Raw genomic sequence first — 24709 nt, forward strand, 5'->3', positions numbered from 1 at the left:
GTCAGCGGGTGATGTCCCAGGCGTCCCGCACCTGGCTCGCGCTCAGCACCGAGTTGTAGATGCTGACGTGCGCCAGCGACCCGGCGAAGTACCGGCTGGTGGGCGCCGACGGCCAGGTGTTGAGGTTGTCGTAGCCGATCCGCCAGAACCCGGTGATCGACTCCGCGGCCGGTGCCGAGCCGCTCGCGACCAGGCTGCCGTCGACGTAGAGCCGCAGGCCGGTGCCGGCGGAGAACGACGCGGTCACCAGGTGCCACCCGCCGTCGTTGTAGGTGCGCGGACTGGTCACCGTGTAGATCGACCCGTTGTAGACGCCGAACACCAACTGCCCGGCGTTGGTCAGGTAGACGTGCCGGTCGTAGCTGCTGGACAGGTCGCCGTTCGTGCCGTTCCCGAAGCCGATCAGCTTCCCGCCGCGGTTGGTCGTGGTCCGGAACCACAGCTGCACCGTGAAGGTCTGCGGGTTGGTGACCGCCTGCGTCGTCCAGATCGCTCCGCTCGAGCCGTCGAACTGCACCGCCCGCTCCTCGTTGGGGCCGCAGGCCGGACCGTCCGGGACGCTGGTCAGGCCGCGCGGGCTGTAGGTGCCGTTGGCCGCGCTGCCGGCGGTGCCCGTGGTCGCGGCCGTGGTCCCCGAGCGTTCCTGCATCCGGTAGTAGTGCGTCGCCCGGTTCGCACTGCCGACGTCCGAGCAGTTCCACACGGCCGCGACGGGCAGGGTCAGCCGGGGGGTGGCCGTGGTGTCGGAGAAGCGCGCCGCCGCACCGGGCAGCGCGAGGGTGAGCAGGGCGGCGGTGGTGAGCACGGCACCGCGACGGAGCCCGCGCCCGGTGGACGGCGGGCCGGCCGGGAGGTCGTCGTCCGGACGGCGGTGCAGCAGTGCCAGGGCAAGCAGCACGGCCAGCCCGGCGGCGGTGCCGACCAGCGGCCAGACCCGTCGCTCGGCGAGCCAGACGACCGGCTCCCCGACCAGCGGCAGCCGGAAGGAGACGGCGCCGTGGACCGCCGCGGGGGCGACGAGGCTGCTGTCGGCCGCGGGGTTGGCGTCGCCCTTGAGCTGCAGGCCGGCGGCGTCGACGGCGACCAGCCGGTGCAGGCGCAGGCGGCCGGGCAGGTCCGGGTCGTCGACGAGCAGCACCGCCCCGGGTTCGAGCGCCGCGCTGTCGACCGGCCGGACCACGGCGACGTCACCGGGGGCGAGGGCCGGCGCCATGGAGCCGGACATCACCACGGTGGACTGCCAGCCGACGAGGGCGGGGACCAGCGAGGCGGCGAGCAGGAGCGCGAGCGCGCCGAGCGCGATGCGGCTCAGCGTGCTGACGGCGAGGGCGGCCCAGCCGTGCCGCCACGAGGGGGTGGTCATCGCTGCTGCGCCTCCCACGCGAAGGTGACCGTCGCCGAGGCGCCCTTGACGCTGGCCGGCGCGTTGGCCGACAGCGAGAAGCTCACCCGGTACGTGCGCCGCTCCGCGGTGGCCCCTCCGGTCGTGTCCCAGGGCAGGACCCCCTGGGCGTAGGTGGTGCCGAACGACGCGAGGGTCGACGTCACCGTCGACGTGGTGGGCGTGAACGCGGCACAGTCGTCGTTCACCCCGCCGCCGGTACCGGCGGTCCAGGTGAAGGTGAGGCTGCTCGGCAACGCCGTGGCGGTGGCCGACCGGTCCTTGACGTAGAGCCGCACCTGGGCGGGCACCGAACCGGTGGAGGTGACGGCGACGCACTCGGTGTAGGTCTCGCCGGGGCGCAGTGCCGGCAGGGCGACCGTGCCGAGACCCTCGATCTCGTTGCCGACCGCGACCGTGCCGGTGGTGACGCCGGCGGCGATCGGGGTGGTCGAGGCGGCGAAGCCGGCGTAGGCGGCCTGCCAGACGAGCGCAGCCGCGAGGACGAGCGCCCCGGCCGTGGACACGACGACCGCGCGGCGCGTCGTGCGACGGCTGGGACGGCGGAGGGTCACCCTCGTCATGCCTGGCTCTCCGGGGCTCCGGGGGAGTCGACCGGAGCGGCCACCTCCTGCCCCCGCGACGCTAGGGCCGGGCGATCCAGGGTGGAAGACTCCGGGTGACTGTGCCACTCCGCAGGGTGACTACCTGGGAGGGGGTGCGCCCCTCAGCCGGGTGGCCCGGTGACGCAGCGTCGACCGACCTCAGGCCGCGGGGACCGCCAGGCGCATCGGCAGGTGCGGGATGCCGTCCTCGAGGTAGTCCGGGCCCGACCGGCGGAAGCCGAACCGCTCGTACCAGCCCTCCAGGTACGCCTGCGCGCCGATGTCGACGGTGCGGCCGGCGCACAGTTCGAGACCACGGCGGACGAGCTCCGCGGAGAGCCCCCGCCCCCGCGCGCCCACCGCGGTGGCCACCCGGCCGATGGCGCGGTCCTCGCCGTTGTGCAGCACGCGGATCGTGGCCAGCACCGCCCCGTCGCCGTCGTCGTCGGCGAACCAGAGGTGCTCGGTGGTCGGCTCGGTGTCCCGACCGTCGAGCTCCGGGTAGGGGCAGGCCTGCTCGACGACGAAGACGTCGACCCGCAGCCGGAGGATGCCGTACAGCTCGGCGGGGGTCAGCTCGGCGAACGGCGCCTGGCGCAGGCGGGGTGCATCGGTCACCGCCGCATGGTCGCAAGCCCTCGGGCCGCCGCCCGCCGCAGGTGGTCGCGGTGGGTCAGTCGCGGGCCGGCGCGGCCCCGTTGCCGTCCAGCGGCACGCGGGTCACCGGGGTGGCGTCGCCCACGCTGTCCGCGGCCCCGCTGCCGAGCCGCTTCAGCAGCGCGCCGACGTCCAGCCCGGTGAGGTCGCCGGACAGCTGCAGCCCCTGGGCCACGTTCGCCGCCACCGACCGGCCCAGCGAGCCGGCGCCGTCGGCGGAGATGACCGTCATCTTGTCCACCGCCGAGAGCGGTGCCGACGCCGCGGCCACCACGTCGGGCAGCACCTTGACCAGCAGGTCCAGGATCGCCGCCTCGCCGTAGCTGGCGAACGCCTCGGACCGCGCGTCCATCGCCTCGGCCTCCGCCTTGCCCCGGGCCAGGATCGCGGCGGCCTCGGCGGTGCCCTCCCGCTCGACGGCGTCGGCGATCGCCTGGCGGCGCTGCTTCTCCGCCTCACCGCGCTTGGCGCCCTCGATCGCCTCGGCCTCGGCCAGCGCCGACCGGCGGGCCCGCTCGCCCTCACCGGACAGCCGCGCCTGCTCGGCGGCGGCCTGGGCGGCGGCGATGGTGGCCTGCCGCTGCGCCTCGGCGGAGAGGATCGCGGAGTTCTTCCGGCCCTCGGCCTCCTGCTCCACCCGGTAGCGCTCGGCGTCGGCCGGACGGCGGACCTTGGTGTCCAGCTGGGCCTGGGTCAGCGCGGCGGTCCGCTCGGCGACCTTCTCCTGGGCGGTGAGGACCTCCTGGTCCTGCGCGGCCTGGGCGAGCGGGCCGGCCGCGGCCGCGCGGGCCTTGGCGGCGTCGATCTCCGCGTCGATCTCGGCCTGCTTGAGCTGCAGCTGGCGCTGGGAGACCGCGATCGCCTCGTCGGCGAGCAGCTGCTCCTGCTGGGCGGCCTGCCGAGCCCGGGCCTCGGCGATGCTCGCCTCCTTGAGCACCCGGGCGGCCTCCGGCCGGCCCAGGTCGGCGAGGTAGGTGCCCTCGGCCTGGATGTCCTGCAGCTGGAAGGTGTCCAGCACCAGCCCCTGACCGGTGAGGGAGGACTCGGCCTCCTCGGCGACGGCGGAGGCGAACGCGGCCCGGTCGCGGATGATCTCCTCGATCGTCAGCCGGCCGACGATCGACCGCAGCGCACCGGCCAGCACCTCCGAGGTGAAGGTGTCGATGCCCTCCTGCTGGGCCAGGAAGCGCTGGGCGGCGGCGCGGATGGCGCCCTCGTTGCCGCCCACCTTGACGATGGCGACGCCCTCGAGGTCGCACTTGACCCCCTGCAGGCTCACCGCGCCCCGGATGCCGACCGGGATGCGCCGGCTGGACAGGTCGATGGAGTGCAGCTTCTGCACCACCGGCAGCACGAAGACGCTCGCCCCCATGACCACCTTCTGCCCGGACATGTCCCGGCTGACCGCGCCGTCCGTACCGGTGACCGAGCGGCCCTGCCGGCCGGTGACCAGGAACGCCTGGTTCGGGCCGGCCACCTTGATCCGGGACAGCACGAGGAGCACCAGCAGGACGACCAGGACGGCGATGCCGCCGATCGCGTAGAGCAGGGTCATGACGCGGTGCCTCCGGGGCTGGCAGGGGGACCGTCGGGGGCGGTGGAGACCACCTCGACGGAGGTGTCGGACGGGGTGTCGACGACGTACACGGGGGTGCCCGCGGGCAGCGGGACGGCGCTGCGGGCGTGGTACTTGAGCTGCTGGCCGGCGACGCTGAGCCGCACCTCGCCGAACCCGCCGGCCGGCACGCCGGAGACGACGACGCCCTGGGCGCCGAGCAGCCGGTCGCTGGTCAGGGTGGGCTCGGTCGGCATGTCCCGCAGCGAGGCCGACAGCCGGATCGCCCCGGCCGCCAGCGGCAGCGCGACCACCAGGCCGCCGACGACGGCGAGCAGGACGGTCAGGGCACCGGCCAGTGGCGGCAGCAGGGCGGTCACCGCCGCGCCACCGAAGCCGACGCCGCCGACGAAGGCCGCGATCGCCGGGAGCGAGAAGGGGCCGTCGGCGTCCCCGCCGAACTCGCCGATCTCGCCGACCACGAGGGCGAGCACCAGCACGAGCAGGCCGAACCCGCCGACGGCGAGGAAGGCGACCGCGATCGGGTCCACGTGCCCTCCTCCTGGGTCCGGCGGACAGGTTCGCAGGTCAGCGCGTCGTGATCAAGCAGAGCCCGCGAACGGGTGAACGCCGGCCAGGGGGCGGTGTTAGCGTCGCGGACCGACACGGGGTGTCCCGCCCGGGACTGAGAGCACACCCGTCGAACCTGCTCCAGTTCGCACTGGCGAAGGGATGTCACGCGTGGACGTCAGCTCCCTGCGCACCGCCCGCGAGGCGCTGCGCGACACCGCACCCCTGGTGCACTGCCTCACCAACACCGTGGTGCAGACCATCACCGCCAACGCGCTGCTCGCCGTCGGCGCGGCCCCGGCGATGGTCGACGACCCGGCCGAGGCCGGCGAGTTCGCCGCCGTCGCCTCCGCCGTGCTGGTCAACGTCGGCACCGTCTCCTCCCGGACCGCCGACGCGATGCGCCTGGCCGCCCGCGCCGCCGGCGAAGCGGGCACCCCGTGGGTGCTCGACCCGGTCGCCGTCGGCGGGCTCGCGTTCCGCACCGCGCTGGCCGCCGAGCTGGTGGAGCTGCGGCCCACGGTGGTGCGCGGCAACGCCTCGGAGGTGCTCGCCCTGGCCGGCGCCGGGTCCGGCGGGCGCGGCGTGGACAGCACCGCCGACCCCGACGACGCGGTGGAGGTCGCCGCGTCGCTGGCCCGGCGCACCGGCGGTGTCGTCGCGGTCAGCGGGCCGGTCGACGTCGTCACCGACGGCGAGCGGACCGTGCGCGTCGGCGGCGGCTCGGTGCTGCTGACCCGCACCACCGGAGCCGGGTGCGCGCTGGGCGCACTGACCGCCGCCTACGTCGCCGCCACCGGCGACCCGCTGCTGGGCACCGTCGCCGCGCACGCCCACGTGGCGCTGGCCGCCGAGGTCGCCGCCGACCTCGCCGACGGGCCGGGCACCTTCGCCCCGCAGTGGCTGGACGCCCTCGACGCCCTGGACGGCGAGGCGCTCACCCGCGCCGACCTCCGCACCGCCTGATGCGCCGGGCGTTCGACCCGACCCTCTACCTGGTCACCGACACCCTGCTGTGCGCACCGCGATCGGTGCCGGAGGTGGTGGCGGCCGCGGTCGCCGGCGGGGTGACCGCGGTCCAGGTGCGGGACAAGACCGCCTCGCGCCGGGAGCTGCTGGCGCTCACCCGCGCGGTGCAGCGGGTGCTGCCGGACGGCGTCGCGCTGGTGGTCAACGACGCCGTCGACGTCGCGCTGATCGCCGGCGCCGACGGGGTGCACGTCGGGCAGGACGACCTGCCGGCCGCCGAGGTGCGGGCGCTGCTCGGCCCGGACGCCGTCCTGGGCGTCTCGGTGGGTGACGACGCCGACCTGGCGGAGGTGCTCGCGCTGCCGCCGGGCACCGTCGACCTGGTCGGGCTGAGCCCGGTCTGGGCCACCCCGACCAAGCCCGACGCCGGCTCCGGACTGGGCCTGGACGGGGTACGCGCCCTGGCCGCCCGCGCGCACGCCGGCGGGGTGGCCGCCGTCGCGATCGGCGGCGTCTCGGCCGCGAACGCCGGGCAGGTCGCCGCCACCGGGGTCGACGGCGTCTGCGTCGTCTCCGACATCTGCACCGCCCCCGACCCCGCCGCCGCGGCCCGCGCCCTGCGGGCCGTCCTGACCCAGGAGCTGATCGCTCGATGACCGCTGCCGTTGCGCTCACCGTTGCCGGCAGCGACCCCAGCGGGGGCGCGGGCATCCAGGCCGACCTGAAGACGTTCAGCGCGCTGGGCGCCTACGGCACCGCGGTGCTCACCGCGCTCACCGCGCAGAACACCCGCGGCGTCACCGGGGTGCACGGCGTCCCCGCGGACTTCGTCGGTGAGCAGCTGCGCGCCCTGTTCGCCGACGTGACGGTGCACGCCACCAAGCTCGGCATGCTGGGCACCGCCGAGGTGGTCCGCGAGGTCGCCGCCGCGCTGGCCGACCGGCCGGGTGGCCCGGTGGTCTGCGACCCGGTGATGGTGGCCACCAGCGGCGACCGGCTGATCTCGGCGGAGGCGGTCGATGCCGTGCGCAGCGACCTGCTGCCGGTCAGCGACCTGATCACCCCCAACGTGCCGGAGGCGGCCGCGTTGCTGGGCATCGACCCGGCCACCACGGTGGCCGAGCTGCCCGACCAGGCGCGGGCGCTGCTGGCCCTGGGCCCGGCGGCGGTGCTGCTCAAGGGCGGGCACCTCGGTGGGGCGGAGAGCGTCGACGTGCTCGTCACCGCCGACGCGGTCGTCGAGACCCGCCGGCCCCGGGTCGAGACGACGTCGACGCACGGCACCGGCTGCACGCTCTCCTCCGCGCTGGCCGCGCTCGCCGCCCGGGAACGGCAGGCGGGGCGGGCGGTGGAGTGGGCGCCGCTGGTCGAGCGGGCACGCGACTACCTGCAGCAGGCGCTGACCGCGGGGGAGACGCTGGGGATCGGCTCCGGGCACGGCCCGGTGCACCACTTCGCCGGCTGGTGGTGACGGGCCGGTTGGTGGTGACGGGTCAGCTCTCGGCGTCGAGGACCTGGCGCAGCACCCGGGCCGCCAGCTGGTCGCCGCCCTCCGCGCCGCGCAGCAGCTGCTCGATGGCGCCGTCGACGTCGCCCTGGTCCAGCAGCAGCACGCCCAGGTCGTGGTGGCAGTGCAGGTCGCCGGCGTCGATCCCGGCCCGGTAGGCCGCCGCGGCCGCGACAGGGTGGTCGAACTCCTCGGCGAGCAGGCTGCCCAGCGGCCGCCAGCTCTCCTCCTCGTTGCGCAGCGCCCCGGCCTCCAGCACGCCGCGGGCCTCCTCCAGCCGGCCGGCAGTGCGCAGCAGGTCGGCCAGGTCGACCCGGGTGGAGGGATGCCGGTCGGCGCCGGCCCGCAGCTCACCCTCCAGCACCGGGTCGCGCGTCTCGTCCCACCGCCAGCAGGCCAGCACGGCCCGCGCGTGCGCGTCACCGGCGTCGACCGCGCGCTGCAGCCAGGACTGGGCGTCGGAGAGGTCGCCGTCCTCACGCAGCGACCAGGCGAGCTGCACGGCGGCGTCCGGGTCACCGAGCTCGGCGCCCCGGCGGAACGCGGCCCGGGCCTCCTCCCGCTGCCCCTGCTCCAGCTGGGCGGTGCCGAGCGTGGCCCAGGCGGCCCGGTCGCCGGCGGCCAGCGCCTCCCGTGCGGCCTCCTCGGCGTCGGCCCACCGTTCCACGTGCAACAACGCGATGGCCAGGTTGAGCCAGGCGTCGTCCTCGCCGTCGGCGGCGGCCCGCTGGTAGGCCTGGACGGCCTCGTCCCAGCGACGCAGCTCGGCCAGGCTGTTGCCGAGGTTGAACCAGGCCAGCGCCGAGCCGCGGGCGGCCGCCCGACCGAACGCCACCACCGCAGCTGCGTGGTCCCCGGCCTCGGCCAGGTCGCAGCCACGGTTGATGAGGTCGTCGATCTCGGCCTCCGCCGCGCCGTCCCGGGTCATGCGGGAAGTCTGGGGTGGCTGCCGGGCCGCCGTCGACGCCTGCACACCCGGACTGACCAGTCCGGGGGAGGCCGGCTCAACCGGTCCAGTCCGGGGGGTCGCCGGGGGCGAGGTCCGGGTCGTCGGCGGCCAGGGTGCGCACCGGCCCGGGCGCCGTCCGCGGCCCCTCGAAACGGACCGTCACCCGGTTCAGCCCGCTGCCCCACACCCACCCGGCGCCGAGCTCCGCGTGGACGACGTCCTGCCCGGGGTACCAGGCCACCACCGCGGGCGGGGGCTCCACGGTTTCGGGCTCGGGTGCCTCGTCGACCACGAGCGCCACCGGCTCCGGGTCGCGCTCGGCGAAGAGGTCGCCCTGGGCGTACGGCGACAGCCCCGAGACGCCGACGCCGAGCAGCCGCACCCCGCCGCTGCGGTCCACCCCGGCGAGCAGCCGCTGCGCGACCTCGGCGATCTGCCGGGGCTCGTCGAGGGCGTGCGCCAGCGTCTGCGAACGGGTGAGGGTCGAGTAGTCGAACCGGCGCACCTTGAGGGTGACGGTGCGCCCGGACGTGCCCGACCGCTGCAGCCGGCTGCCCACCCGCACCGCGAGCGCCTCGATCTCCGCGGCCAGCCGCGCGGGGTCGGTCAGGTCGCGGGCGAACGTCTCCTCCGCGCTCACCGACTTCGCCTCCCGGTCGGCGACCACCGGCCGGTCGTCGTCGGCGCGGGCCAGCCGGTACAGCCCGGCGCCGTGCGCCTGGCCCACGAGGCTGGTCAGGTCGACCAGGGAGAGCCGGTGCAGGTCGCCGATCGTCTTCACCGAGATCTGCGCCAGCCGCTCCGCGGTCACCGGGCCGATCCCGCCGAGGCTGCGCACCGGCAGCGGGTGCAGCACGTCCAGCTCCGCTCCGGGCGGGACGACGGTCAGCCCGTCCGGCTTGTCCAGCTCGGAGCCGATCTTCGCCAGCGACTTGGAGGTGGCCACCCCGACCGAGCCGGTGACCCCGCCGGTGGCCTCGGCGATGCGGTCCTTGAGGTCGCGGGCGAGCGCGGTGACCGCGGCGAGGGACAGGTCGTGCCCGCCGGCGGCCAGGTCGACGTAGGCCTCGTCGATGGAGAGCGGCTCGACCAGCGGCGAGAGCTCGCGCAGCAGGCCCATCACCACCTCCGACGTCCGGCGGTAGGCGGCGAACCGGCCGCCGAGGAAGGCGGTGCCCGGCGGGCAGAGCCGGCGCGCCTCGGCCGTGGACATCGCGCTGCGGGCGCCGAACGCCCGCGCCTCGTAGGAGGCGGTGGCGACCACGCCGCGCCCGCCCGTGCCCCCGACCACCACCGGCCGCCCGCGCAGCGAGGGCTTGTCCCGCTGCTCGACGGCGGCGAAGAAGGCGTCGAGGTCCAGGTGCAGGATGCTCGGCTCGCGCCGCACGCCGCGGGTCCCCCTCTCGCCTCCCGGGAACACGCCGGGCCGCCGCGGGGCTGGTCACCCCGGGGACCCATCATCCCCGGGACGCGAGCGGACACGAGGAGCGAGCAGGTCATGACCGAGCAGAGCCAGTGGGTGGCGATCACGCAGGCCGACCCGGAGCACTCGGCACGCTACGCCGAGCGGTTCCGGGCGATGGCCGCCGCCGGGGCCGACCTCGCCGGTGAGGCGCGGCTGGTCGACGCCCTCCTGCCGCGCGCCGCCCGGGTGCTCGACGCCGGCTGCGGGCCCGGCCGGGTGGGCGCGTTCCTCGCCGAGGCGGGGCACGACGTGGTCGGGGTGGACGTCGACCGGGTGCTGATCGCCGCGGCCGAGGCCGACCACCCCGGTCCCCGGTGGCTGGTCGGTGACCTGGCCGAACTGGACCTGCGCGACCGCTTCGACGGCATCGTCTGCGCCGGCAACGTGATGGCCTTCCTCGCCCCCAGCACCCGCCGTGCCGTGCTGGGGAGGTTCGCCGCCCACCTGGCCGACGGCGGCCGGGTCGCGATCGGCTTCGGCGCCGGCCGCGGCTACGCCTTCGACGACTTCCTGGCCGATGCCCGGGCCGCCGGGCTGGTGCCCGACCTGCTGCTGTCGACCTGGGACCTGCGGCCGTTCACGCCGGAGGCGGACTTCCTGGTCGCGGTGCTGCGGGCGGAGTAGGACTCCCGGCATGAGCCACCTGCCCGACCCCGCGACGTTCTCCCACCGGGGCGACCAGCCCAGCGCGGGGCGCACCCGCTTCGTCGCCACGGGTGCGCAGACGCGTGGCGACTTCGGGCTGTTCGAGGTGGCGATGCCGCCCGGCGGCGACGGGCCGGTGCCGCACCTGCACCGGAGCTTCAGCGAGGCGTTCCACGTGCTCGAGGGGTCGCTGGCGGTGCTGGCCAACGGGGAGTGGACGACCGCGCACGCCGGTGACCTGCTCTACGTGCCGCGGTCGGGGGTGCACGCCTTCCGGTCGGCCGGTCCGGACGTCGGCGCCCGGTTCCTCATCCTGTTCACCCCCGGCATCCCGCGGGAGGACTACTTCACCGGGCTGCTGGAGTTGCACGCCGACGGCCGCACCCCGACGACGGAGGAGATCGACGAGTTCGCCCTCCGCCACGACCAGCTCAACCTGCGCGACTGACCGGCGTGCCCCTGCTTACCGTGGGCCACGGGCCCGACGACCGCACCCGGCTGGGCGAGCGGCTGCGGACTTCCAGGATCACCGAGCTGGTCGACGTCCGCCGCTTCCCCGGCAGCCGGGTGAACCCCGAGGTGCGGCGGGAGGCGCTGGAGGCCTGGCTGCCGGAGCGGGGCGTCGCCTACCGCTGGGAGGAGCAGCTGGGCGGCCGGCGGCGCGGTGCCCGGGGACGACGGCGCGGTGCACTGCCCGGCCCGGTCCTGCCCGGCCGGTCCTGACCGGACCGGCCAGCGGGAGGCTCAGCCCTGGCGACCGCGCCCGTCGCCGTTGTCGTTGCCGTTGCCGTTGCCGGCCTGCTCGACGACGGCCTGCTGCGGAGCGACCTCCGCGGTGTCCTCGGTCGGGGCCGGCGCAGGCGCCGGAGCCGGGGCCGGGGCCTTCGCCCCGCCGTTCTGCCGGGCTGCCTCGGACACCGCCCGGCCGTGCTCGCGGCCGGACTCGAAGCTCTGGTGGGCCACGTCGGAGACCGCCTGGCCGTGGTTCTGCGGAGCCGGGGCGGGCTCGGTGCTCGGCACCTCCGGCGCGTCCGGGTCCGTGGGCTCCTCGGACGGGTCGGTCACCGGCTCGGTGGTCGGGTCGGTCGGTTCTGGTGCGTCGGCGGGCTCCCCGGTGTCCGTCGGCTCCTGGGTGCCCGTCGGCTCCGTGACCTCGATCGTCTCGTCGGCGTCGACCTCGGCCACCGTCGGCTCAGCGGCTGCGGTGACCACCTGCGTGGTCACCGCAGCCCCGCCACCGGCCACGACGACGGCCGTGGCGCCAGCCGCCACCTTCGTCGCCAGCGACGCGGACAGGGACTTGGCCACCAGGCCGGACAGGAGCGAGAGCACAGGAGACCTCCGGGTCGTGGAACTGACGTCACCGGAGCATCGGCAGTGCACTCAGGGCAGTTGAGTCATACCGGTCTCGTATCCCCGATCGAGTGAACGACGGTCAGTCGGCCAACGTGATCCAGTACCGCCGGGCGCGGCCCAGCTCCGTCTCCCGAACGTCCTCCAACACCCCACCGGCGCGTTCGATCACCCGCGCGGACGCGACGTTGTCGTCGGCGCAGGTGACCAGCACCCGGTCCAGCCCCATCCGCCGGGCCACCGGCAGCACCTCGCCGAGTGCCCAGGTCACCAGGCCGCGCCGGCGGGCGGAGGGCCGGATCCCGTAGCCGATGTGCCCCCCCGGCCCGGAGCAGGAAGTCGTTGAGCTCGTGGCGCAGGGCGATGGCGCCGAGCACCTCCCCGCCCTCGACGACCCACCAGTACGAGCACCGCACCCCGCCCTCGGCCGGAGTGACCGCGGGATCGGACTCCGCGCGCAGCCGGTGCACCCAGGCCGCGAAGCCCGCCGGCGTCTCGACGTCGTCCTCCGGCCGCAGCCCCGCGCCGTCCTCGTGCACCTCGGCGCCCCACTCGCGGTGCGCGGCCAGCCACGCGGCGTGCAGCCGGGTGGCCGGCTGGACGAGTTCGGGCACGCGGATCAGTTGGCCATGTCGACGAAGCGGGAGTAGTGGCCCTGGAAGGCGACGGTGACGTTGGCGGTGGGGCCGTTGCGGTGCTTGACCAGCATGATGTCGGCCTCGCCGGCTCGCGGGGACTCCTTCTCGTACATGTCCTCGCGGTGGATCATCATCACCATGTCGGCGTCCTGCTCGATCGAGCCGGACTCACGCAGGTCGGACAGCATCGGCTTCTTGTCCTGACGCTGCTCCGACCCACGGTTCAGCTGCGACATGGCGATGACGGGCAGCTCGAGCTCCTTGGCCAGCAGCTTCAGCGCACGGGAGAACTCCGAGACCTCCTGCTGGCGGCTCTCGACCTTCTTGCCCGAGGTCATCAGCTGGAGGTAGTCGATGACGATGAGCTTGAGGTCGTTGCGCTGCTTGAGCCGCCGTGCCTTGGCCCGGATCTCCATCATCGTCATGTTCGGGGAGTCGTCGATGTAGAGCGGGGCGTCGGCGATCTCGCCCATCCGCCGGGCCAGCTTCGACCAGTCCTCGTCCGACAGCGTGCCGGCGCGCATGTGGTGCAGCGGCACCTTCGCCTCGGCCGACAGCAGACGCATGGTGATCTCGTGCTTGCTCATCTCGAGCGAGAAGATCGCCGCGGGCAGGTGGTGCTTCACCGTCGCCGACCGGGCGATGTCGAGCCCCAGGGTGGAGTTGTGCGTCGGGATGAAGCTGCGGCCGGCCAGGAACAGGTGGTCCTCGGCGTCGACCTGGATGCAGCGCACCGGGACGCTGGCGATCGGGCGGACGTCGGTGATGAACCGGACCCCGCGGGCAGTGAACGTGCGGGCCCCTCGCTCCTTGTGCAGCAGCTTCTTGCGCTCCAGGCGGAAGACCTCGTCGTCGGTGCTGAAGGTGAGCGTGAAGCACGTCGAGGAGTTCTCGCTGCGACCAGGCACCCGCTTACGACTCATCCGGACCCGGTGGCCGAGGCCGGCGATGAGCTCACGGACGTCCTCAGCGAGCCGCTGACTGGTGACGGCGAACTGGACGACACCGCTGACAGCCACCGTTCCGTCGGTGTCGAGCAGACCGGCCAGGAGCGCCTGACGCTGCGCCACCGAAGCCCGCAGGTAGGCCGCCGGGATGTGCTTGTTCCCCAGCACGCCGAGAGATCGCAGCAGGCCCGTGACCGTGCCGTGGTCGGCCAGGCATGCTGCGCACTGCACGAGGCCGGCGGATGGTCCCCCGCAGTCCGGGCAGGTGGCCGTGCGACCGGTACCACCGCTGGCGCGCAGCGCCCCACCGCAGGTCTTGCCGCAGGTCTGCACCTGCGACGTCTTCGGGACGAAGAGCTCACCGCACATCGGGCAGGCCCGGGCGGCCGGCCCCGACTGGGCGGGCAGCTGGAGCGCGTACCGGCGGTCGACGTTGGTCGGCACCACGACGAGACCGTCGGCCTCGATGTAGGCGGCGATCTCGGGGTCCGCGCTGGTGTAGTGGGCACTCGCCGAGGTGCCGTCGCCCAGCCACACCCCGAGCGCGTAAGGGGGCAGCGACAGCTCCGCGGCCGGCAGCTCCAGCGGCGCGGCGTTGCGCACCGAGTGGTTGAGCCGGGAGTCGGCCGTACTGCAGCGAACAGTGCGGGCGATCTCCTCCGTCGTCCGGACGGCGGCGAGTTCCCGGGGCACCCCAGCACGAGCGCGTGCCTCCTGGGCCGAACGGCGGCTGGCGCGGGTGTCGGTGAGCCACTGGTGCTGGGCGTCGGCCACGATCACCGAGCCGTCGGAGAAGTGGACCTCGTAGCAGGGCCGGTCGGTCATCGTCTCGGTGGCGGCGACGACCGTGGTAGGACGGCCATCCGAACCGATCACCTGGTCGCCGACGGCGACCTCGCCCATCGTCGTCCAGCCGCTGGGCGTGGCGACGGGGGTGTCGAGCGCCAACGCCTTGCCCACCCCAGGGCGGGCGGCGATGACGACCATCTGACCGGCCTGCAGGCCGTTGGTCAGCTCGTCGAGGTCGCGGATGCCGGTGGGCACGCCGCGGGCCGTTCCACCCCGTGACGCAATGGCGTCCAGCTCGTCCATCGTCGGCTGCAGGACGTCCTCGAGGCGGGAGTAGTCCTCGCTCATCCGCTTCTCGGTGACGTCGTAGATCTCCTGCTGGGCCCGGTCGACGATGTCGTCGACGTCGCCCTTGCCACCAGCCGCGCCGTAGCCCAGCTGCACCACGCGGGTGCCGGCCTCCACCAGCCGCCGCAGCACCGCCTGCTCGGCGACGATCGCGGCGTAGTAGCCGGCGTTGGCGGCGGTCGGGGTCGAGGCGATGAGCGTGTGCAGGTAGACCGCACCGCCCATCTTGGACAGCTGGTCGGTGCGGTTGAGCTCCGCGGCGACGGTGATCGCGTCAGCCGGCTCACCACGTCCGTAGAGGTCGAGGATGACGTCGAAGACGATCTGGTGCGCCGGGCGGTAGAAGTCCGGGCCGGCCAGGACCTCCACGACGTCGGCGATCGCGTCCTTGCTCATCAGCATGCCGCCGAGCACCGACTGCTCGGCCGCGACGTCCTGAGGGGGCTGGCGGTCGTACTCCGGAGCCGTCGGCCTCGGCCGGCTGATGTCGTCGACGACCGCCACGCTGGATCTCCCTGTCCGCCGGCCCACGTCGGGACCGGCTGTTGCTGTGCTGCTGGTGCGGACCGCATGACGGCCTGCCTCCGGGCGTGCGCCGACCGTCGGGTCGTTGCTACCGCCGGGCACCGACAGTTCGGCGCCCGGCGGCAGCTGGGGAGGACGTTAGGAAGCTGCGGCCCCCACGTCCAACACCGCTGTGCACGTCGATCTGCACAACTTGTGGACAAGTCGGTGGACGACGGTGGTCGCCGTGTGGACGGCCCCGGGGACGACGGCCGGTTGCGTCCCGGCAACCCCCTCGTCACCTGCGGCGCAGCCGCTCCAGGGTTGTGGACGGGAGAAAGTCCGACACTTCCCCGGCGCGGCGTGCCGTCGGCGTGTCGTCGGCGTTCCCGCTGGTCACATGCGCACCGCTGCGCATCACCGGACCGGTCGCGGACGGTCGTGACGGGGGCCACGGTCGGACGGCGGGCGACCGGCAGGTGAACGGCGACCCGAGGTCGGGTCCGGTGACGGCGGGCGCGGTCGGCGCCGGGCGGGAGCAGCAGCTCTGGCGTGAGAGGGCTCCCACGCCGCCGCGTCGTCCACCGTCGTCCCCACCGTCGGGCACCGTTGTGCACCGTGATGTCCACAGACTGTGGAGAAGTCGACACGTGGCTGCGGTCGCTGGCCCCGACCCGGCGGCCCGGGGCAGCGGACCTGTGGACGGAACGCCACGAGGGGCGCCGGACCGGAGTCCGACGCCCCTCGTGGGCGGTGCTGTGGTGCCGGCGGGAGGATCAGCCGGCGACGACGTCCTTACCCAGCGACGACGTCGAGGTTCACCGATGCGGTGACCTCGGGGTGCACCCGCACCGTGACGGTGTGGGCGCCGGTCGTCTTGATGCTGCTGGGGATCTCGATCCGGCGACGGTCGAGCTCCGGGCCACCGGCGGCGGTGACCGCGGCGGCGACGTCGGCGCTGGTGATCCGGCCGAAGAGCCGGCCACCCTCACCGGCGCGGGCCGGCAGCGTGACGGTCAGGCCGCCCAGCCGCGCGGCGATCGACTGCGCCTCTTCCAGCGAGGCGACGTCGCGGGCGGCACGCGCCCGGCGCAGGCTCTCGACCTGCTTCTCGGCACCCCGGGTGGCGACCATGGCCAGCCCGCGGGGCAGGAGGTAGTTGCGGCCGTAGCCGCCCTTGACCTCGACGGTGTCGCCGGAGGACCCGAGACCGGTGACCTCCTGCGTGAGGATCAGCTTCATGGTGCTCATGATCAGCGCGCCGTGGAGGTGTAGGGCAGCAGGGCCATCTCGCGGCTGTTCTTCACGGCCACGGCGACGTCACGCTGGTGCTGGCTGCAGTTGCCGCTGACGCGGCGGGCACGGATCTTGCCGCGGTCGGAGATGAACTTCCGCAGCAGGGTCGTGTCCTTGTAGTCGATGTAGGTCGCCTTGTCCTTGCAGAACTGGCAGACCTTCTTCTTGGGCTTGCGCACAGGGGGCTTGGGCACTTGGGGTTCTCCTGGGAGATCAGTACAGAGAGAGGATCAGAAGGGCGGTTCGTCGGAGGACGCCGGCGGGGTGGACCAGGGGTCGCTCGCCCCGCCGCCGGAGAAGCCACCGCCACCGCCGCCGCCTCCGCCGAACCCACCGCCGCCGCCACCCTCGCTGCGCGCAGCGCGGGTGACCTTGGCCGTGGCGTACCGGAGGCTGGGGCCGATCTCGTCGACCTCGAGCTCGACGACGGTGCGCTTCTCGCCTTCCTTCGTCTCGAACGAGCGCTGCTTCAGGCGCCCCGAGACGATGACCCGCGAACCGCGGGTGAGTGACTCAGCGACGTTCTCCGCCGCCTGACGCCAGACGTTGCACCGCAGGAACAGCGCCTCGCCGTCCTTCCACTCCTGCGACTGACGGTCGAAGGTGCGGGGGGTCGAGGCGACGGTGAAGTTGGCGACGGCGGCGCCGGACGGCGTGAACCGCAGCTCCGGGTCGGCCGTCAGGTTCCCGATGACGGTGATGACGGTCTCGCCGGCCATGCTCAGTGGACCTCGGGCCGCATCAGCTTGGTGCGCAGGATGGACTCGTTGAGGTTCAGCTGACGGTCCAGCTCGGCGACGGCGGCCGGCTCGGCCTGGATGTCGACGATCGCGTAGATGCCCTCGACGTTCTTGTTGATCTCGTAGGCCAGCCGGCGGCGGCCCCAGATCTCGGTCTTGACGGTGCCACCGGAGTTGGTGACGACGGTCAGGAACCGGTCCAGGCTGGGAGCGATGGTCCGCTCCTCGAGCTCGGGGTCGAGGATGATCATCAGTTCGTAGTTACGCACGGAGAACCCCACCTCCTCTGGTCTCAGCGGCCGCAGGGTGTCTGCAGCAGGAGGGTCGTACATGCGTCGCGCGCCGGACCTGCAGGCAGCAGGACAGACGCGCACCGATCACAGTACCAGCGACGTCGGTGGCCCAGGGCTGTCGGACCGGGGACCTAGGCTCTGCCCGTGGCTGGACAGCGGATCGGCGTGCACGTGGGCAGGGGCCTGACCGAGGCCGGCGAGCTGGAGGACGGCGGCCCGCTGGCCCGCGCCGCGGAGCTGGACGCCGACGCCGTCCAGGTGTTCCTCGCCGACCCGCAGGACTGGAAGGCGCCGAAGCCCCGGCCGGACGCCGACGCGCTGATCGCCGGTGACGTCGCGGTGTTCGTGCACGCCCCCTACGTGCTCAACGTCGCCTCCACGAACAACCGGATCCGCATCCCCAGCCGCAAGCTGCTCGGTCAGCACGCCGCGGCGTCGGCGGCGATCGGCGCAGCCGGCATGGTCGTGCACGGCGGGCACGTGCTCGCGAAGGACGACCCGGCCGCCGGCGTCGACAACTGGCGCAAGACCTTCGCCCGGCAGGCCGACGACGGCGGATTCGGGGTGCCGGTGCTGATCGAGAACACCGCGGGCGGCGAGCACGCGATGGCCCGCGAGCTCGACGCCCTGGCCCGGCTGTGGGAGGCGGTGGGCGGCTTCGGCGCCGGCTTCGTGCTCGACACCTGCCACGCCTGGGCGGCCGGCTGGGACCTGTCGAGCGTCGTCGACGACGTCCGGGCGGTGACCGGGCGCATCGACCTGGTGCACCTGAACAACAGCCGCGACCCGGCCGGGTCCGGGCGCGACCGGCACGCGGCCCTGGAGTCCGGGGAGATACCGGCCGAGCTGCTGCTGCAGGTCGCGCGGGAGGCGGGCTGCCCGGTGGTGCTGGAGACCCCCGGCGACCCCGCGTCCCACGCGGCGGAGATCAGCCTGCTGCGCGCGGCCCTCGCCGGCTGAACCGACGCGGTGCGACGCGGGAGGGTCGCAGTGTGACCACGTCCACCGCGCCGTCCAGCACGCCGCCGGCGGGGTCGTCGACCCCGGGCCAGCTGCGCCGCACCAGGTCCCGGTCGGGCTGCCAGACCTCGCGGACGACGAGCACCATCAGCGCGACGATCGCGACGTCCCGCAGCACGACGGCCGTGTAGAACCACTCGACGCCCACGCCGCGGGAGTCGGCACCCAGGTAGTAGAGCATCGTCATCGCCCACACCAGGGCCTCGGTGGCCTGCCAGGCCAGCAGTGAGCGCCACCGCGGCCGGGCCAGCACGGCCAGCGGCAGCAGCCAGAGCGCGTACTGCGGGCTGTACACCTTGTTCAGCAGCAGGAAGGCCGCCACCAGCAGGAACGCCAGCTGCGGCAGGCGGGGACGCAGCGGGGCCGCCAGCGCCAGCCAGCACACCCCGGCCGCGCAGCTCACCAGCACCACGGCCACCACGGTGTTCAGCTGCTCCGGCGCCTGCCCCTCGGCCAGCGGGCCGTCGAGGAACCGGTCGCCGGACCAGTCGATGAGCAGCGCCCAGATCGACTCGGGGTTGGCCGGGCGGGTGTCGCTGAGGGTGAAGAAGCGGGCCCAGTTCTCCGGCGCGGCCAGCGCCACCGGCACGTTCACCACCAGCCAGGCGACCCCGGCGGCGACCACGGTGGCGAGCCAGGTGCGCAGCCGGCCGGCCCGCAGGCAGAGCGCGAACAGCACCCCGGGCACGATCAGCGGGTAGAACTTCGCCGCGATCGCGAGGCCCAGCAGCACCCCGGCGAGCACCGGGCGGTGCCGCGCCCACGCCCACATGCCCAGGGTGGTCAGTGCGACGGCGAGCAGGTCCCAGTTGGTGAAGGCGTAGACCAGCAGCACGGGGGAGAGCGCCACCATCGCCGCGTCCCAGGGCCGGCGACCGCTGAGCGCCAGCGTGCCGCGGGTGACGAGCAGCGCCAGCACCGCCAGCAGCAGGGCGGTGACCACGGTGAAGGTGTAGATCGGGAGCGGGTCCGGCAGCAGCCCGGAGCCGCCGGCCAGCGCGTCCCAGCCCCGGCCGATGACGGCGGCCAGCTGCATCATCGCACCGGTGAGCACGGGGTACTCGACGGCGGAGTCCAGGTAGGGCACCTGCCCCTCGGCCAGCCCGCGGCTGCCGAACAGGGCGACCGCGTCGCTGTAGCAGAGGTGGGTGTACTGCTTGGAGCCGCTCCAGTCGCCCGTCGCGCACGGCGCCTGCTTGGCCCAGGCGAGCGCGAGGACGCCGACGGTGAAGAGCAGGCAGACCCGCAGCGGGGTCCAGAACCGGGCCCGGCCGGTGACCGCGTGCCTGCCCCAGGGGCCGCCGACCGCCTCGCTCGCCTGGGCGACCACCGGATCGCTCCACGACGGCACGACGCGGTCCGGCTGTGGGGACGCCACCGCCTGAGACCCCACCGCCTGAGACCCCACCGCCTGAGACCCCACCGCGGGAGACACCGCGGGCCCGCCCCCCGGCTGGTGTGCCGGGACGGACGGGCCCGTGGTGGAGGTGCTCACGCGGTCAGTCTGCCGGGGTGCTCACTGGTCGGTGCCCGGGACACCCGGCCGGCCCGCCTGACCCGGCGCGACCGGCTGGGTCGGCTGCGAGGGCTGCGACGGCTGACCGGTGGGCGCCGGTGAGCCGCAGGGCGGGAGCCCGGCCGCCCCGCACGTCGGCGTCACCTGCACCGGGGTGCTGGTGGGAGCCGGGGCGGTGGACGACGGTGCCGAGCTGGTGGTCGGCGCCGGCGCCTGGCTGGTCGGCACCGGGGCCTGGGAGGTCTCCACCGGGGTCGGGCGCGGCTCGGGGACGCTCTTGTCCGGGTCGCCCTTGATGACGGCCTTGGACGGGAGCGGCTCCTCCGGCGTGCCGTCGAGCACGGTGTCCATGAACTGCTGCCAGATCTCCCCGGGCAGCCCCGAGCCGTAGATGATCCGGCCCGAGGCGTTCGTGATCGCCTCGGTGCCCTTCGACCCGACCCAGACCGCGGTGGAGATCGACGGGGTGTAGCCGACCATCCAGGCGTCGGAGTTGTCGGTGCGGTCCTTCCCCTGGGTACCGGTCTTGGCCGCCACCGGCCGGTTGCCGTCCAGAGGCAGCTTCGACGACGAGGCGACGTCCTCCAGCGCGAAGGTCACGTCCCGGGCCACGTCGGCCGGGACGGCCGGTTCCGAGGTGGTGGACCCGATGCCCCGCAGCTCCCCCGCGCTGTCGGTGACCGTGCCGATGAAGTGCGTCTCGTGCCGCACCCCGTCGGCGGCCAGGGTGGCGAACCCGGCGGCCTGCTGGATCGGCCGCACCTCGTACTCGCCGATGCCGATCGAGCCACCGGTCACCCCGGTCTGCGGGCTGGACAGCGTCGGCTTCCCGGTCAGTTCCGCCGACACGGTGGAGTCGTTGTTCTCCGCGTCCCAGACGTCCGGGAGGCCGATGATCGTCCGGGCCGTCTCGGCGACCAGGTCCGGACCCACCTCGTAGGCGAGGCCGTAGAAGGTGGTGTTCAGCGACTTGGTCATCGCCTCCTTGATCGTGCAGTTGGCGCACTGGGCGTTGCCCGAGTTGACCACCGGCAGCCCGGGGCGGTCGTCGAACTCCTGGGGCGAGCTGCCGTCGCGGCGGGTGTCCACGCTGTAGCCGTTCATCAGCGCGGTGGCCAGCGTGTACGGCTTGAACGACGAGCCCGGCGGCTTGGGCGCCTGGGCGTAGTCGGTGGTGTCGACGTTCGGGTCGTCGCTGCTGGCCTGCGCGTTGCCGTAGTAGGCCAGCACCCCGCCGGTCTTCGGGTCGATGGCGACCAGCGCCTGCCGGAGGTTCCCCGGCTCGCCCGCCATCACGTCGTTCACAGCGGCGACCGCGGCGTCCTGCTTGGCCTTGTCCACCGTCGTGGTGATCCGCAGGCCACCGGTGTAGATCTGCTGGTCGTCGTAGCTGAACGGCGACCTCCGCAACTCGCCGAGGACCTGCCGGACGATGTGCCCCTCCGGCCCGGCCGGGATGCCGGCGGTGCTACCGGTGTTCGGCAGCACCGGCGGGTAGACCGCCGCGTCCCGGGCGGCGGGGTCCAGCCAGCCCTGCTCGACCATCGCGTCGAGCACGAGCCCCCAGCGCGACTGCGCCCCCTCCGGGTTGGTCTCCGGGTCGTTGGCGCCCGGGTTGCGCACCAGGACGGCGAGCACCGCGCCCTGCTCGGCGGTCAACTGCGCGGCCGGGACGCCGAAGTAGGTGTTCGCCGCCGCCTCGATGCCGTAGGCGCTGCGGCCGAAGTAGATGGTGTTGAGGTAGTTCTCCAGGATCTCTTCCTTGGAGTACTCGTTGTCGAGCTTGACGGCGAGGAAGAGCTCCTTGAACTTCCGGCTGAAGGTCTGCTCGGAGCTCAGGAAGGCGTTCTTCACGTACTGCTGGGTGATCGTCGAGCCGCCCTGGGTCGAACCGCCGGTCAGGTTGTTCCAGGCAGCGCGCGCGATGCCGGTGAAGGAGATGCCCGGATCGGTGTAGAAGTCCCGGTTCTCCGCGGCGAGGATCGCGTTCTGGGCCGGCTCGGAGACCTGGTCCAGGGGGACCTCGGTGCGGTTCTCACCGTCGTTGAGCCGGGCCATCTCCGTGACGCCGTCGGAGTAGTAGACGACCGTCGTCTGCGCGTTCTGCACCGACTCGGGCGAGGGCACCTCGGTGGTGGCGTAGACGACGCCGACGAAGACCCCGAGCAGCACGAGCATGCTGACGGCGAGGCCGGCGACGATCTTCAGCCAGCGACGGCGCCGCTGCTTGCCGGTGCGCTTCTTCTTCCCGCCACCGCCACCGGCGCCGCCCCGGGCCGTGGGAGGCCGGTTGCCCGGGGGACGGCCTCCGGCGCCACCGGCGGACGGTCGCCCGGACGCCGGTCGGCCGGACGCGCCGGACCGCGAGGCGCTGGTCCCGCCGCGGGCGGAGGTGCTGCGGCCGCGGCTGCTGCCGCTGCCACTGGTGGCACGGGCGGCCGGCGGACGGCGGACCGGACCCGATGAGACGCGGGCGGTCTCGTCGTGGGGAGGCACGCGCGGGCCCCTTCCTCGAGTGTGGTGGACGGCGGCAGGTGTGCCGGCCCGCCCCAGGATGACGCGTCCAGCTGTGCACGGGTGGTGGCTCGCACCACAGGTGGGGCCGGACGGGCAGGGCGGACGGGTGTGACTACTCGGTCGCGGCCCGGCGCCGGGTGCGCCGGGGCGCCCGGCCGGGGACCGGCTCGGCACCGAGCACGAACGAGGTGACCAGGTGGTTCCAGCCGCAGCCGCGGCAGACCTCGACGGTGTAGACGGAGAACTCCTCCTGGGCGGCGTCCATCCGGGCCAGCTCCCGCCCGGTCTTGGCCTGGCCGGAGACCGGGCCGAGCGCCTCGCCGTAGACCCAGCTCACCTGGCTCAGGTGCGCCCGGCGGCAGATCGGGCAGGGCGCCTCGGTCGCCTCCCCGTGGTACTTCGCCGCCCGGGACAGGTAGGGGCTCGCGTCACAGACCTCGAACAGCCCGGTGCGGCCGGCGGCGACCGCGGCGAGCACGGCACGGCGCTGGAGTGCGTAGTCCACCACCGACCGTCGTCCGGGCACGGGGCCAATGTACCGACCGCCGAGCCGCGGAGGTGGTGCTCGAGTTGCGTGCGCCACCACCCGCCGATGTATCGTGCCGATACATCGATCCGGTGAACGGTCGATGACCACAGGACGTGACCGGATCCCGGACGGCGAGGAGGCGACGTGCTCGAACTCGCCATCCTCGGCCTGCTCCACCAGTCCCCGGTGCACGGCTACGAGCTGCGCAAGGAGCTCGCCGCGGTGCTCGGCGGGCGGCGGAGCATCTCCTACGGCTCGCTGTACCCGGCGCTCAAGCGGATGGCCGCCGCCGGGCTCATCGCCAGCGACGAGCCGACCCCGCGATCCCTGCTGCCCGCCGACGCCCCGGCCCTCACCGGCCGCCGCGGCAAGGTCGTCTACTCGATCACCGCCGAGGGCAAGGAGCGGTTCGCCGAGCTGCTCAGCTCCGCGGGCCCGGAGTCCTACGACGACGAGGGCAGGTTCGGCGTCCACCTCGCCTTCTTCCGGCACACCGCGGCCGACGTGCGGCTGCGGATCCTCGAGGGCCGCCGCCGCACCGTCGAGCGGCAGCGCGACCGGCTCATGGAGTCGCTGCGCCGCACCCAGCAGCGGCTGGACCGCTACACCCTCGAGCTCCAGCGCCACGGACTGGACTCCGTCGACCGCGAGGTCCGCTGGCTCACCGAGCTGATCGACAGCGAGCGGGACGACAACGCCCGCGACGCCGCCGCCCGGGCGGAGCGCGCAGCCGTGCCACCGCCCGACGGCACCACCTGAGCTGCACCACCCGCACACACCGTCCGCACACAAAACGTCCGGGCCCGCACGGGTCCGCCGGAGGGAGTCACTCCATGGCATCGGTCAAGGTCGCCATCGTCGGCGTCGGCAACTGCGCCGCCTCGCTCGTCCAGGGCGTCGAGTACTACCGGGACGCCGACGAGACCGCCTCGGTCCCCGGCCTCATGCACGTCCGCTTCGGCGAGTACCACGTCTCCGACGTGCAGTTCGTCGCCGCGTTCGACGTCGACGCCAAGAAGGTCGGCCGCGACCTCTCCGAGGCCGTCTTCGCCAGCGAGAACAACACCATCAAGATCTGCGACGTCCCGCCGCTGGGCGTGACCGTGCAGCGCGGCACCACCCTCGACGGCCTCGGCAAGTACTACCGCGAGACCATCGAGGAGTCCGACGACGCCCCGGTCGACGTCGTCGCCGCCCTGCGTGAGTCCGGCGCCGACGTGCTGGTCTGCTACCTGCCGGTCGGCTCGCAGGAGGCCGCGGAGTTCTACGCCCAGGCCGCCCTCGACGCCGGCGTCGCCTTCGTCAACGCCCTGCCGGTCTTCATCGCCGGCACCAAGGAGTGGGCGGACAAGTTCACCGCCGCCGGGGTGCCGATCGTCGGCGACGACATCAAGAGCCAGGTCGGGGCCACCATCACCCACCGGGTGCTGGCCAAGCTGTTCGAGGACCGCGGCGTGCAGCTGGACCGCACCATGCAGCTCAACGTCGGCGGCAACATGGACTTCAAGAACATGCTCGAGCGCGAGCGCCTGGAGTCCAAGAAGATCTCCAAGACCCAGGCCGTCACCAGCCAGGTCGACCGGGACATGGGCAAGGACAACGTGCACATCGGCCCCTCGGACCACGTGCCGTGGCTGTCGGACCGCAAGTGGGCCTACGTCCGCCTCGAGGGCCGCGCCTTCGGCGACGTCCCGCTGAACCTGGAGTACAAGCTCGAGGTCTGGGACTCCCCGAACTCGGCCGGGATCATCATCGACGCCGTCCGCGCGGCGAAGATCGCCAAGGACCGCGGGATCGGCGGCCCGATCCTGTCCGCGTCGTCCTACTTCATGAAGAGCCCGCCGGAGCAGTACAGCGACAGCGAGGCCCGCGACGCCGTCGAGGCCTTCATCCGCGGCGACATCGAGCGGTAAGCA

General features: G+C 73.9%; 26 protein-coding genes and 1 riboswitch. Of the genes, 9 read left to right on the plus strand and 17 right to left on the minus strand.

Annotated features, from left to right (window positions below):
- Position 1 precedes the first annotated feature (1 nt).
- The 5 genes from JD78_RS17225 to JD78_RS17245 form a co-directional block, all read right to left on the minus strand.
- Complete coding sequence (locus tag JD78_RS17225; protein ID WP_153359435.1) at positions 2–1363, minus strand: LamG-like jellyroll fold domain-containing protein; 1362 nt, start codon at positions 1361–1363, stop codon at positions 2–4.
- A complete protein-coding gene (locus JD78_RS17230) occupies positions 1360–1965 on the minus strand; it encodes a hypothetical protein (RefSeq protein WP_153359433.1) in 606 nt (201 codons plus the stop codon). The genes JD78_RS17225 and JD78_RS17230 overlap by 4 nt, the downstream gene beginning before the upstream one ends.
- 180 nt (positions 1966–2145) lie before the next feature.
- Positions 2146–2604 carry a GNAT family N-acetyltransferase gene (locus JD78_RS17235; RefSeq protein WP_153359431.1) on the minus strand — a complete coding sequence of 153 codons (459 nt, stop codon included), beginning with the start codon at positions 2602–2604 and terminating at the stop codon, positions 2146–2148.
- 55 nt (positions 2605–2659) lie between these two features.
- Complete coding sequence (locus tag JD78_RS17240) at positions 2660–4198, minus strand: flotillin family protein (protein WP_153359429.1); 1539 nt, start codon at positions 4196–4198, stop codon at positions 2660–2662.
- Positions 4195–4749 carry a hypothetical protein gene (locus tag JD78_RS17245; RefSeq protein WP_153359427.1) on the minus strand — a complete coding sequence of 185 codons (555 nt, stop codon included), beginning with the start codon at positions 4747–4749 and terminating at the stop codon, positions 4195–4197. The genes JD78_RS17240 and JD78_RS17245 overlap by 4 nt, the downstream gene beginning before the upstream one ends.
- Before the next feature lie 105 nt (positions 4750–4854).
- A riboswitch (TPP riboswitch) is annotated at positions 4855–4948 on the plus strand.
- On the opposite strand from JD78_RS17245, the gene thiM reads away from it, so the two are divergent.
- From thiM to thiD, 3 genes are all read left to right on the plus strand, one after another.
- Positions 4940–5734 carry a hydroxyethylthiazole kinase gene (thiM, locus tag JD78_RS17250; protein ID WP_208104135.1) on the plus strand — a complete coding sequence of 265 codons (795 nt, stop codon included), beginning with the start codon at positions 4940–4942 and terminating at the stop codon, positions 5732–5734. Its footprint overlaps the riboswitch before it by 9 nt.
- Positions 5734–6393 carry a thiamine phosphate synthase gene (gene thiE, locus JD78_RS17255; protein ID WP_153359425.1) on the plus strand — a complete coding sequence of 220 codons (660 nt, stop codon included), beginning with the start codon at positions 5734–5736 and terminating at the stop codon, positions 6391–6393. Before thiM ends, thiE begins: the two co-directional genes overlap by 1 nt.
- Positions 6390–7208, plus strand: coding sequence for a bifunctional hydroxymethylpyrimidine kinase/phosphomethylpyrimidine kinase (gene thiD / locus JD78_RS17260; RefSeq protein WP_153359423.1), 819 nt, complete (start codon positions 6390–6392; stop codon positions 7206–7208). The genes thiE and thiD overlap by 4 nt, the downstream gene beginning before the upstream one ends.
- A gap of 22 nt (positions 7209–7230) precedes the next feature.
- Here thiD and JD78_RS17265 read toward each other — a convergent pair whose 3' ends face one another.
- Positions 7231–8172, minus strand: coding sequence for a tetratricopeptide repeat protein (locus JD78_RS17265; protein ID WP_153359421.1), 942 nt, complete (start codon positions 8170–8172; stop codon positions 7231–7233).
- Positions 8173–8248: 76 nt separating this feature from the next.
- Positions 8249–9580 carry a DNA polymerase IV gene (locus tag JD78_RS17270; RefSeq protein ID WP_153359419.1) on the minus strand — a complete coding sequence of 444 codons (1332 nt, stop codon included), beginning with the start codon at positions 9578–9580 and terminating at the stop codon, positions 8249–8251.
- Positions 9581–9691: 111 nt separating this feature from the next.
- Here JD78_RS17270 and JD78_RS17275 point away from each other — a divergent pair, with 111 nt between their 5' ends.
- From JD78_RS17275 to JD78_RS17285, 3 genes are read left to right on the plus strand one after another with little or no spacing between them, the layout of a single operon-like run.
- On the plus strand, positions 9692–10282 hold the full coding sequence (locus tag JD78_RS17275; protein ID WP_153359417.1) for a class I SAM-dependent methyltransferase: 591 nt from the start codon (positions 9692–9694) through the stop codon (positions 10280–10282).
- Between the two features lie 10 nt (positions 10283–10292).
- A complete protein-coding gene (locus JD78_RS17280) occupies positions 10293–10751 on the plus strand; it encodes a cupin domain-containing protein (RefSeq protein WP_166521251.1) in 459 nt (152 codons plus the stop codon).
- 5 nt (positions 10752–10756) lie between these two features.
- The gene (locus JD78_RS17285; protein ID WP_153359413.1) at positions 10757–11026 is read left to right on the plus strand and encodes a DUF488 domain-containing protein; all 270 of its coding nucleotides are present in this window, start codon (positions 10757–10759) and stop codon (positions 11024–11026) included.
- 21 nt (positions 11027–11047) lie between these two features.
- Here JD78_RS17285 and JD78_RS17290 read toward each other — a convergent pair whose 3' ends face one another.
- The 7 genes from JD78_RS17290 to rpsF form a co-directional block, all read right to left on the minus strand.
- Positions 11048–11635 (minus strand): hypothetical protein, encoded by a 588-nt coding sequence (locus tag JD78_RS17290; protein ID WP_153359411.1) that lies wholly within the window; start codon positions 11633–11635, stop codon positions 11048–11050.
- A 103-nt stretch (positions 11636–11738) separates the two neighbouring features.
- Positions 11739–12101: a GNAT family N-acetyltransferase gene (locus JD78_RS22775; protein ID WP_208104258.1), complete on the minus strand. Its 363-nt coding sequence runs from the start codon at positions 12099–12101 to the stop codon at positions 11739–11741.
- 174 nt (positions 12102–12275) lie between these two features.
- Positions 12276–14882: a replicative DNA helicase gene (dnaB, locus tag JD78_RS17300; protein ID WP_153359409.1), complete on the minus strand. Its 2607-nt coding sequence runs from the start codon at positions 14880–14882 to the stop codon at positions 12276–12278.
- Positions 14883–15677: 795 nt separating this feature from the next.
- Positions 15678–16124: a 50S ribosomal protein L9 gene (gene rplI / locus JD78_RS17305; protein WP_153359407.1), complete on the minus strand. Its 447-nt coding sequence runs from the start codon at positions 16122–16124 to the stop codon at positions 15678–15680.
- A gap of 11 nt (positions 16125–16135) precedes the next feature.
- Positions 16136–16372 carry a 30S ribosomal protein S18 gene (gene rpsR, locus JD78_RS17310; protein WP_089305905.1) on the minus strand — a complete coding sequence of 79 codons (237 nt, stop codon included), beginning with the start codon at positions 16370–16372 and terminating at the stop codon, positions 16136–16138.
- A gap of 36 nt (positions 16373–16408) precedes the next feature.
- Positions 16409–16897: a single-stranded DNA-binding protein gene (locus JD78_RS17315; RefSeq protein ID WP_153359405.1), complete on the minus strand. Its 489-nt coding sequence runs from the start codon at positions 16895–16897 to the stop codon at positions 16409–16411.
- A 2-nt stretch (positions 16898–16899) separates the two neighbouring features.
- Positions 16900–17187: a 30S ribosomal protein S6 gene (gene rpsF, locus JD78_RS17320; RefSeq protein ID WP_153359403.1), complete on the minus strand. Its 288-nt coding sequence runs from the start codon at positions 17185–17187 to the stop codon at positions 16900–16902.
- A 168-nt stretch (positions 17188–17355) separates the two neighbouring features.
- On the opposite strand from rpsF, the gene JD78_RS17325 reads away from it, so the two are divergent.
- Complete coding sequence (locus JD78_RS17325; RefSeq protein ID WP_153359401.1) at positions 17356–18171, plus strand: deoxyribonuclease IV; 816 nt, start codon at positions 17356–17358, stop codon at positions 18169–18171.
- Here the strand turns inward: JD78_RS17325 and JD78_RS17330 are convergent.
- The 3 genes from JD78_RS17330 to JD78_RS17340 all read right to left on the minus strand — a co-directional run bounded on the left by JD78_RS17330 (position 18140) and on the right by JD78_RS17340 (position 22790).
- Positions 18140–19561, minus strand: coding sequence for a glycosyltransferase family 87 protein (locus tag JD78_RS17330; RefSeq protein ID WP_228395098.1), 1422 nt, complete (start codon positions 19559–19561; stop codon positions 18140–18142). The two genes, JD78_RS17325 and JD78_RS17330, sit on opposite strands and share 32 nt — an antisense overlap.
- 186 nt (positions 19562–19747) lie before the next feature.
- Positions 19748–22243: a transglycosylase domain-containing protein gene (locus tag JD78_RS17335; RefSeq protein ID WP_153359398.1), complete on the minus strand. Its 2496-nt coding sequence runs from the start codon at positions 22241–22243 to the stop codon at positions 19748–19750.
- A gap of 133 nt (positions 22244–22376) precedes the next feature.
- Complete coding sequence (locus JD78_RS17340; RefSeq protein WP_228395097.1) at positions 22377–22790, minus strand: DUF5318 family protein; 414 nt, start codon at positions 22788–22790, stop codon at positions 22377–22379.
- Between the two features lie 147 nt (positions 22791–22937).
- On the opposite strand from JD78_RS17340, the gene JD78_RS17345 reads away from it, so the two are divergent.
- Positions 22938–23552 carry a PadR family transcriptional regulator gene (locus JD78_RS17345; protein ID WP_228395096.1) on the plus strand — a complete coding sequence of 205 codons (615 nt, stop codon included), beginning with the start codon at positions 22938–22940 and terminating at the stop codon, positions 23550–23552.
- Positions 23553–23626: 74 nt separating this feature from the next.
- On the plus strand, positions 23627–24706 hold the full coding sequence (locus JD78_RS17350; protein WP_153359396.1) for an inositol-3-phosphate synthase: 1080 nt from the start codon (positions 23627–23629) through the stop codon (positions 24704–24706).
- Positions 24707–24709 lie beyond the last annotated feature (3 nt).

This window comes from Modestobacter roseus (genome assembly GCF_007994135.1).
Taxonomy (GTDB): domain Bacteria; phylum Actinomycetota; class Actinomycetes; order Mycobacteriales; family Geodermatophilaceae; genus Modestobacter; species Modestobacter roseus.

Excerpts from the sequence above, each read along its gene's own strand:
- JD78_RS17265 (WP_153359421.1), bottom strand. The coding sequence starts at position 8,172 with ATGACCCGGGACGGCGCGGCGGAGGCCGAGATCGACGACCTCATCAAC.
- JD78_RS17275 (WP_153359417.1), top strand. The coding sequence starts at position 9,692 with ATGACCGAGCAGAGCCAGTGGGTGGCGATCACGCAGGCCGACCCGGAG.
- JD78_RS17225 (WP_153359435.1), bottom strand. The coding sequence starts at position 1,363 with ATGACCACCCCCTCGTGGCGGCACGGCTGGGCCGCCCTCGCCGTCAGC.
- JD78_RS17350 (WP_153359396.1), top strand. The coding sequence starts at position 23,627 with ATGGCATCGGTCAAGGTCGCCATCGTCGGCGTCGGCAACTGCGCCGCC.
- JD78_RS17240 (WP_153359429.1), bottom strand. The coding sequence starts at position 4,198 with ATGACCCTGCTCTACGCGATCGGCGGCATCGCCGTCCTGGTCGTCCTG.
- JD78_RS17315 (WP_153359405.1), bottom strand. The coding sequence starts at position 16,897 with ATGGCCGGCGAGACCGTCATCACCGTCATCGGGAACCTGACGGCCGAC.
- rplI (WP_153359407.1), bottom strand. The coding sequence starts at position 16,124 with ATGAAGCTGATCCTCACGCAGGAGGTCACCGGTCTCGGGTCCTCCGGC.
- JD78_RS17230 (WP_153359433.1), bottom strand. The coding sequence starts at position 1,965 with ATGACGAGGGTGACCCTCCGCCGTCCCAGCCGTCGCACGACGCGCCGC.
- thiE (WP_153359425.1), top strand. The coding sequence starts at position 5,734 with ATGCGCCGGGCGTTCGACCCGACCCTCTACCTGGTCACCGACACCCTG.
- thiD (WP_153359423.1), top strand. The coding sequence starts at position 6,390 with ATGACCGCTGCCGTTGCGCTCACCGTTGCCGGCAGCGACCCCAGCGGG.
- JD78_RS17280 (WP_166521251.1), top strand. The coding sequence starts at position 10,293 with ATGAGCCACCTGCCCGACCCCGCGACGTTCTCCCACCGGGGCGACCAG.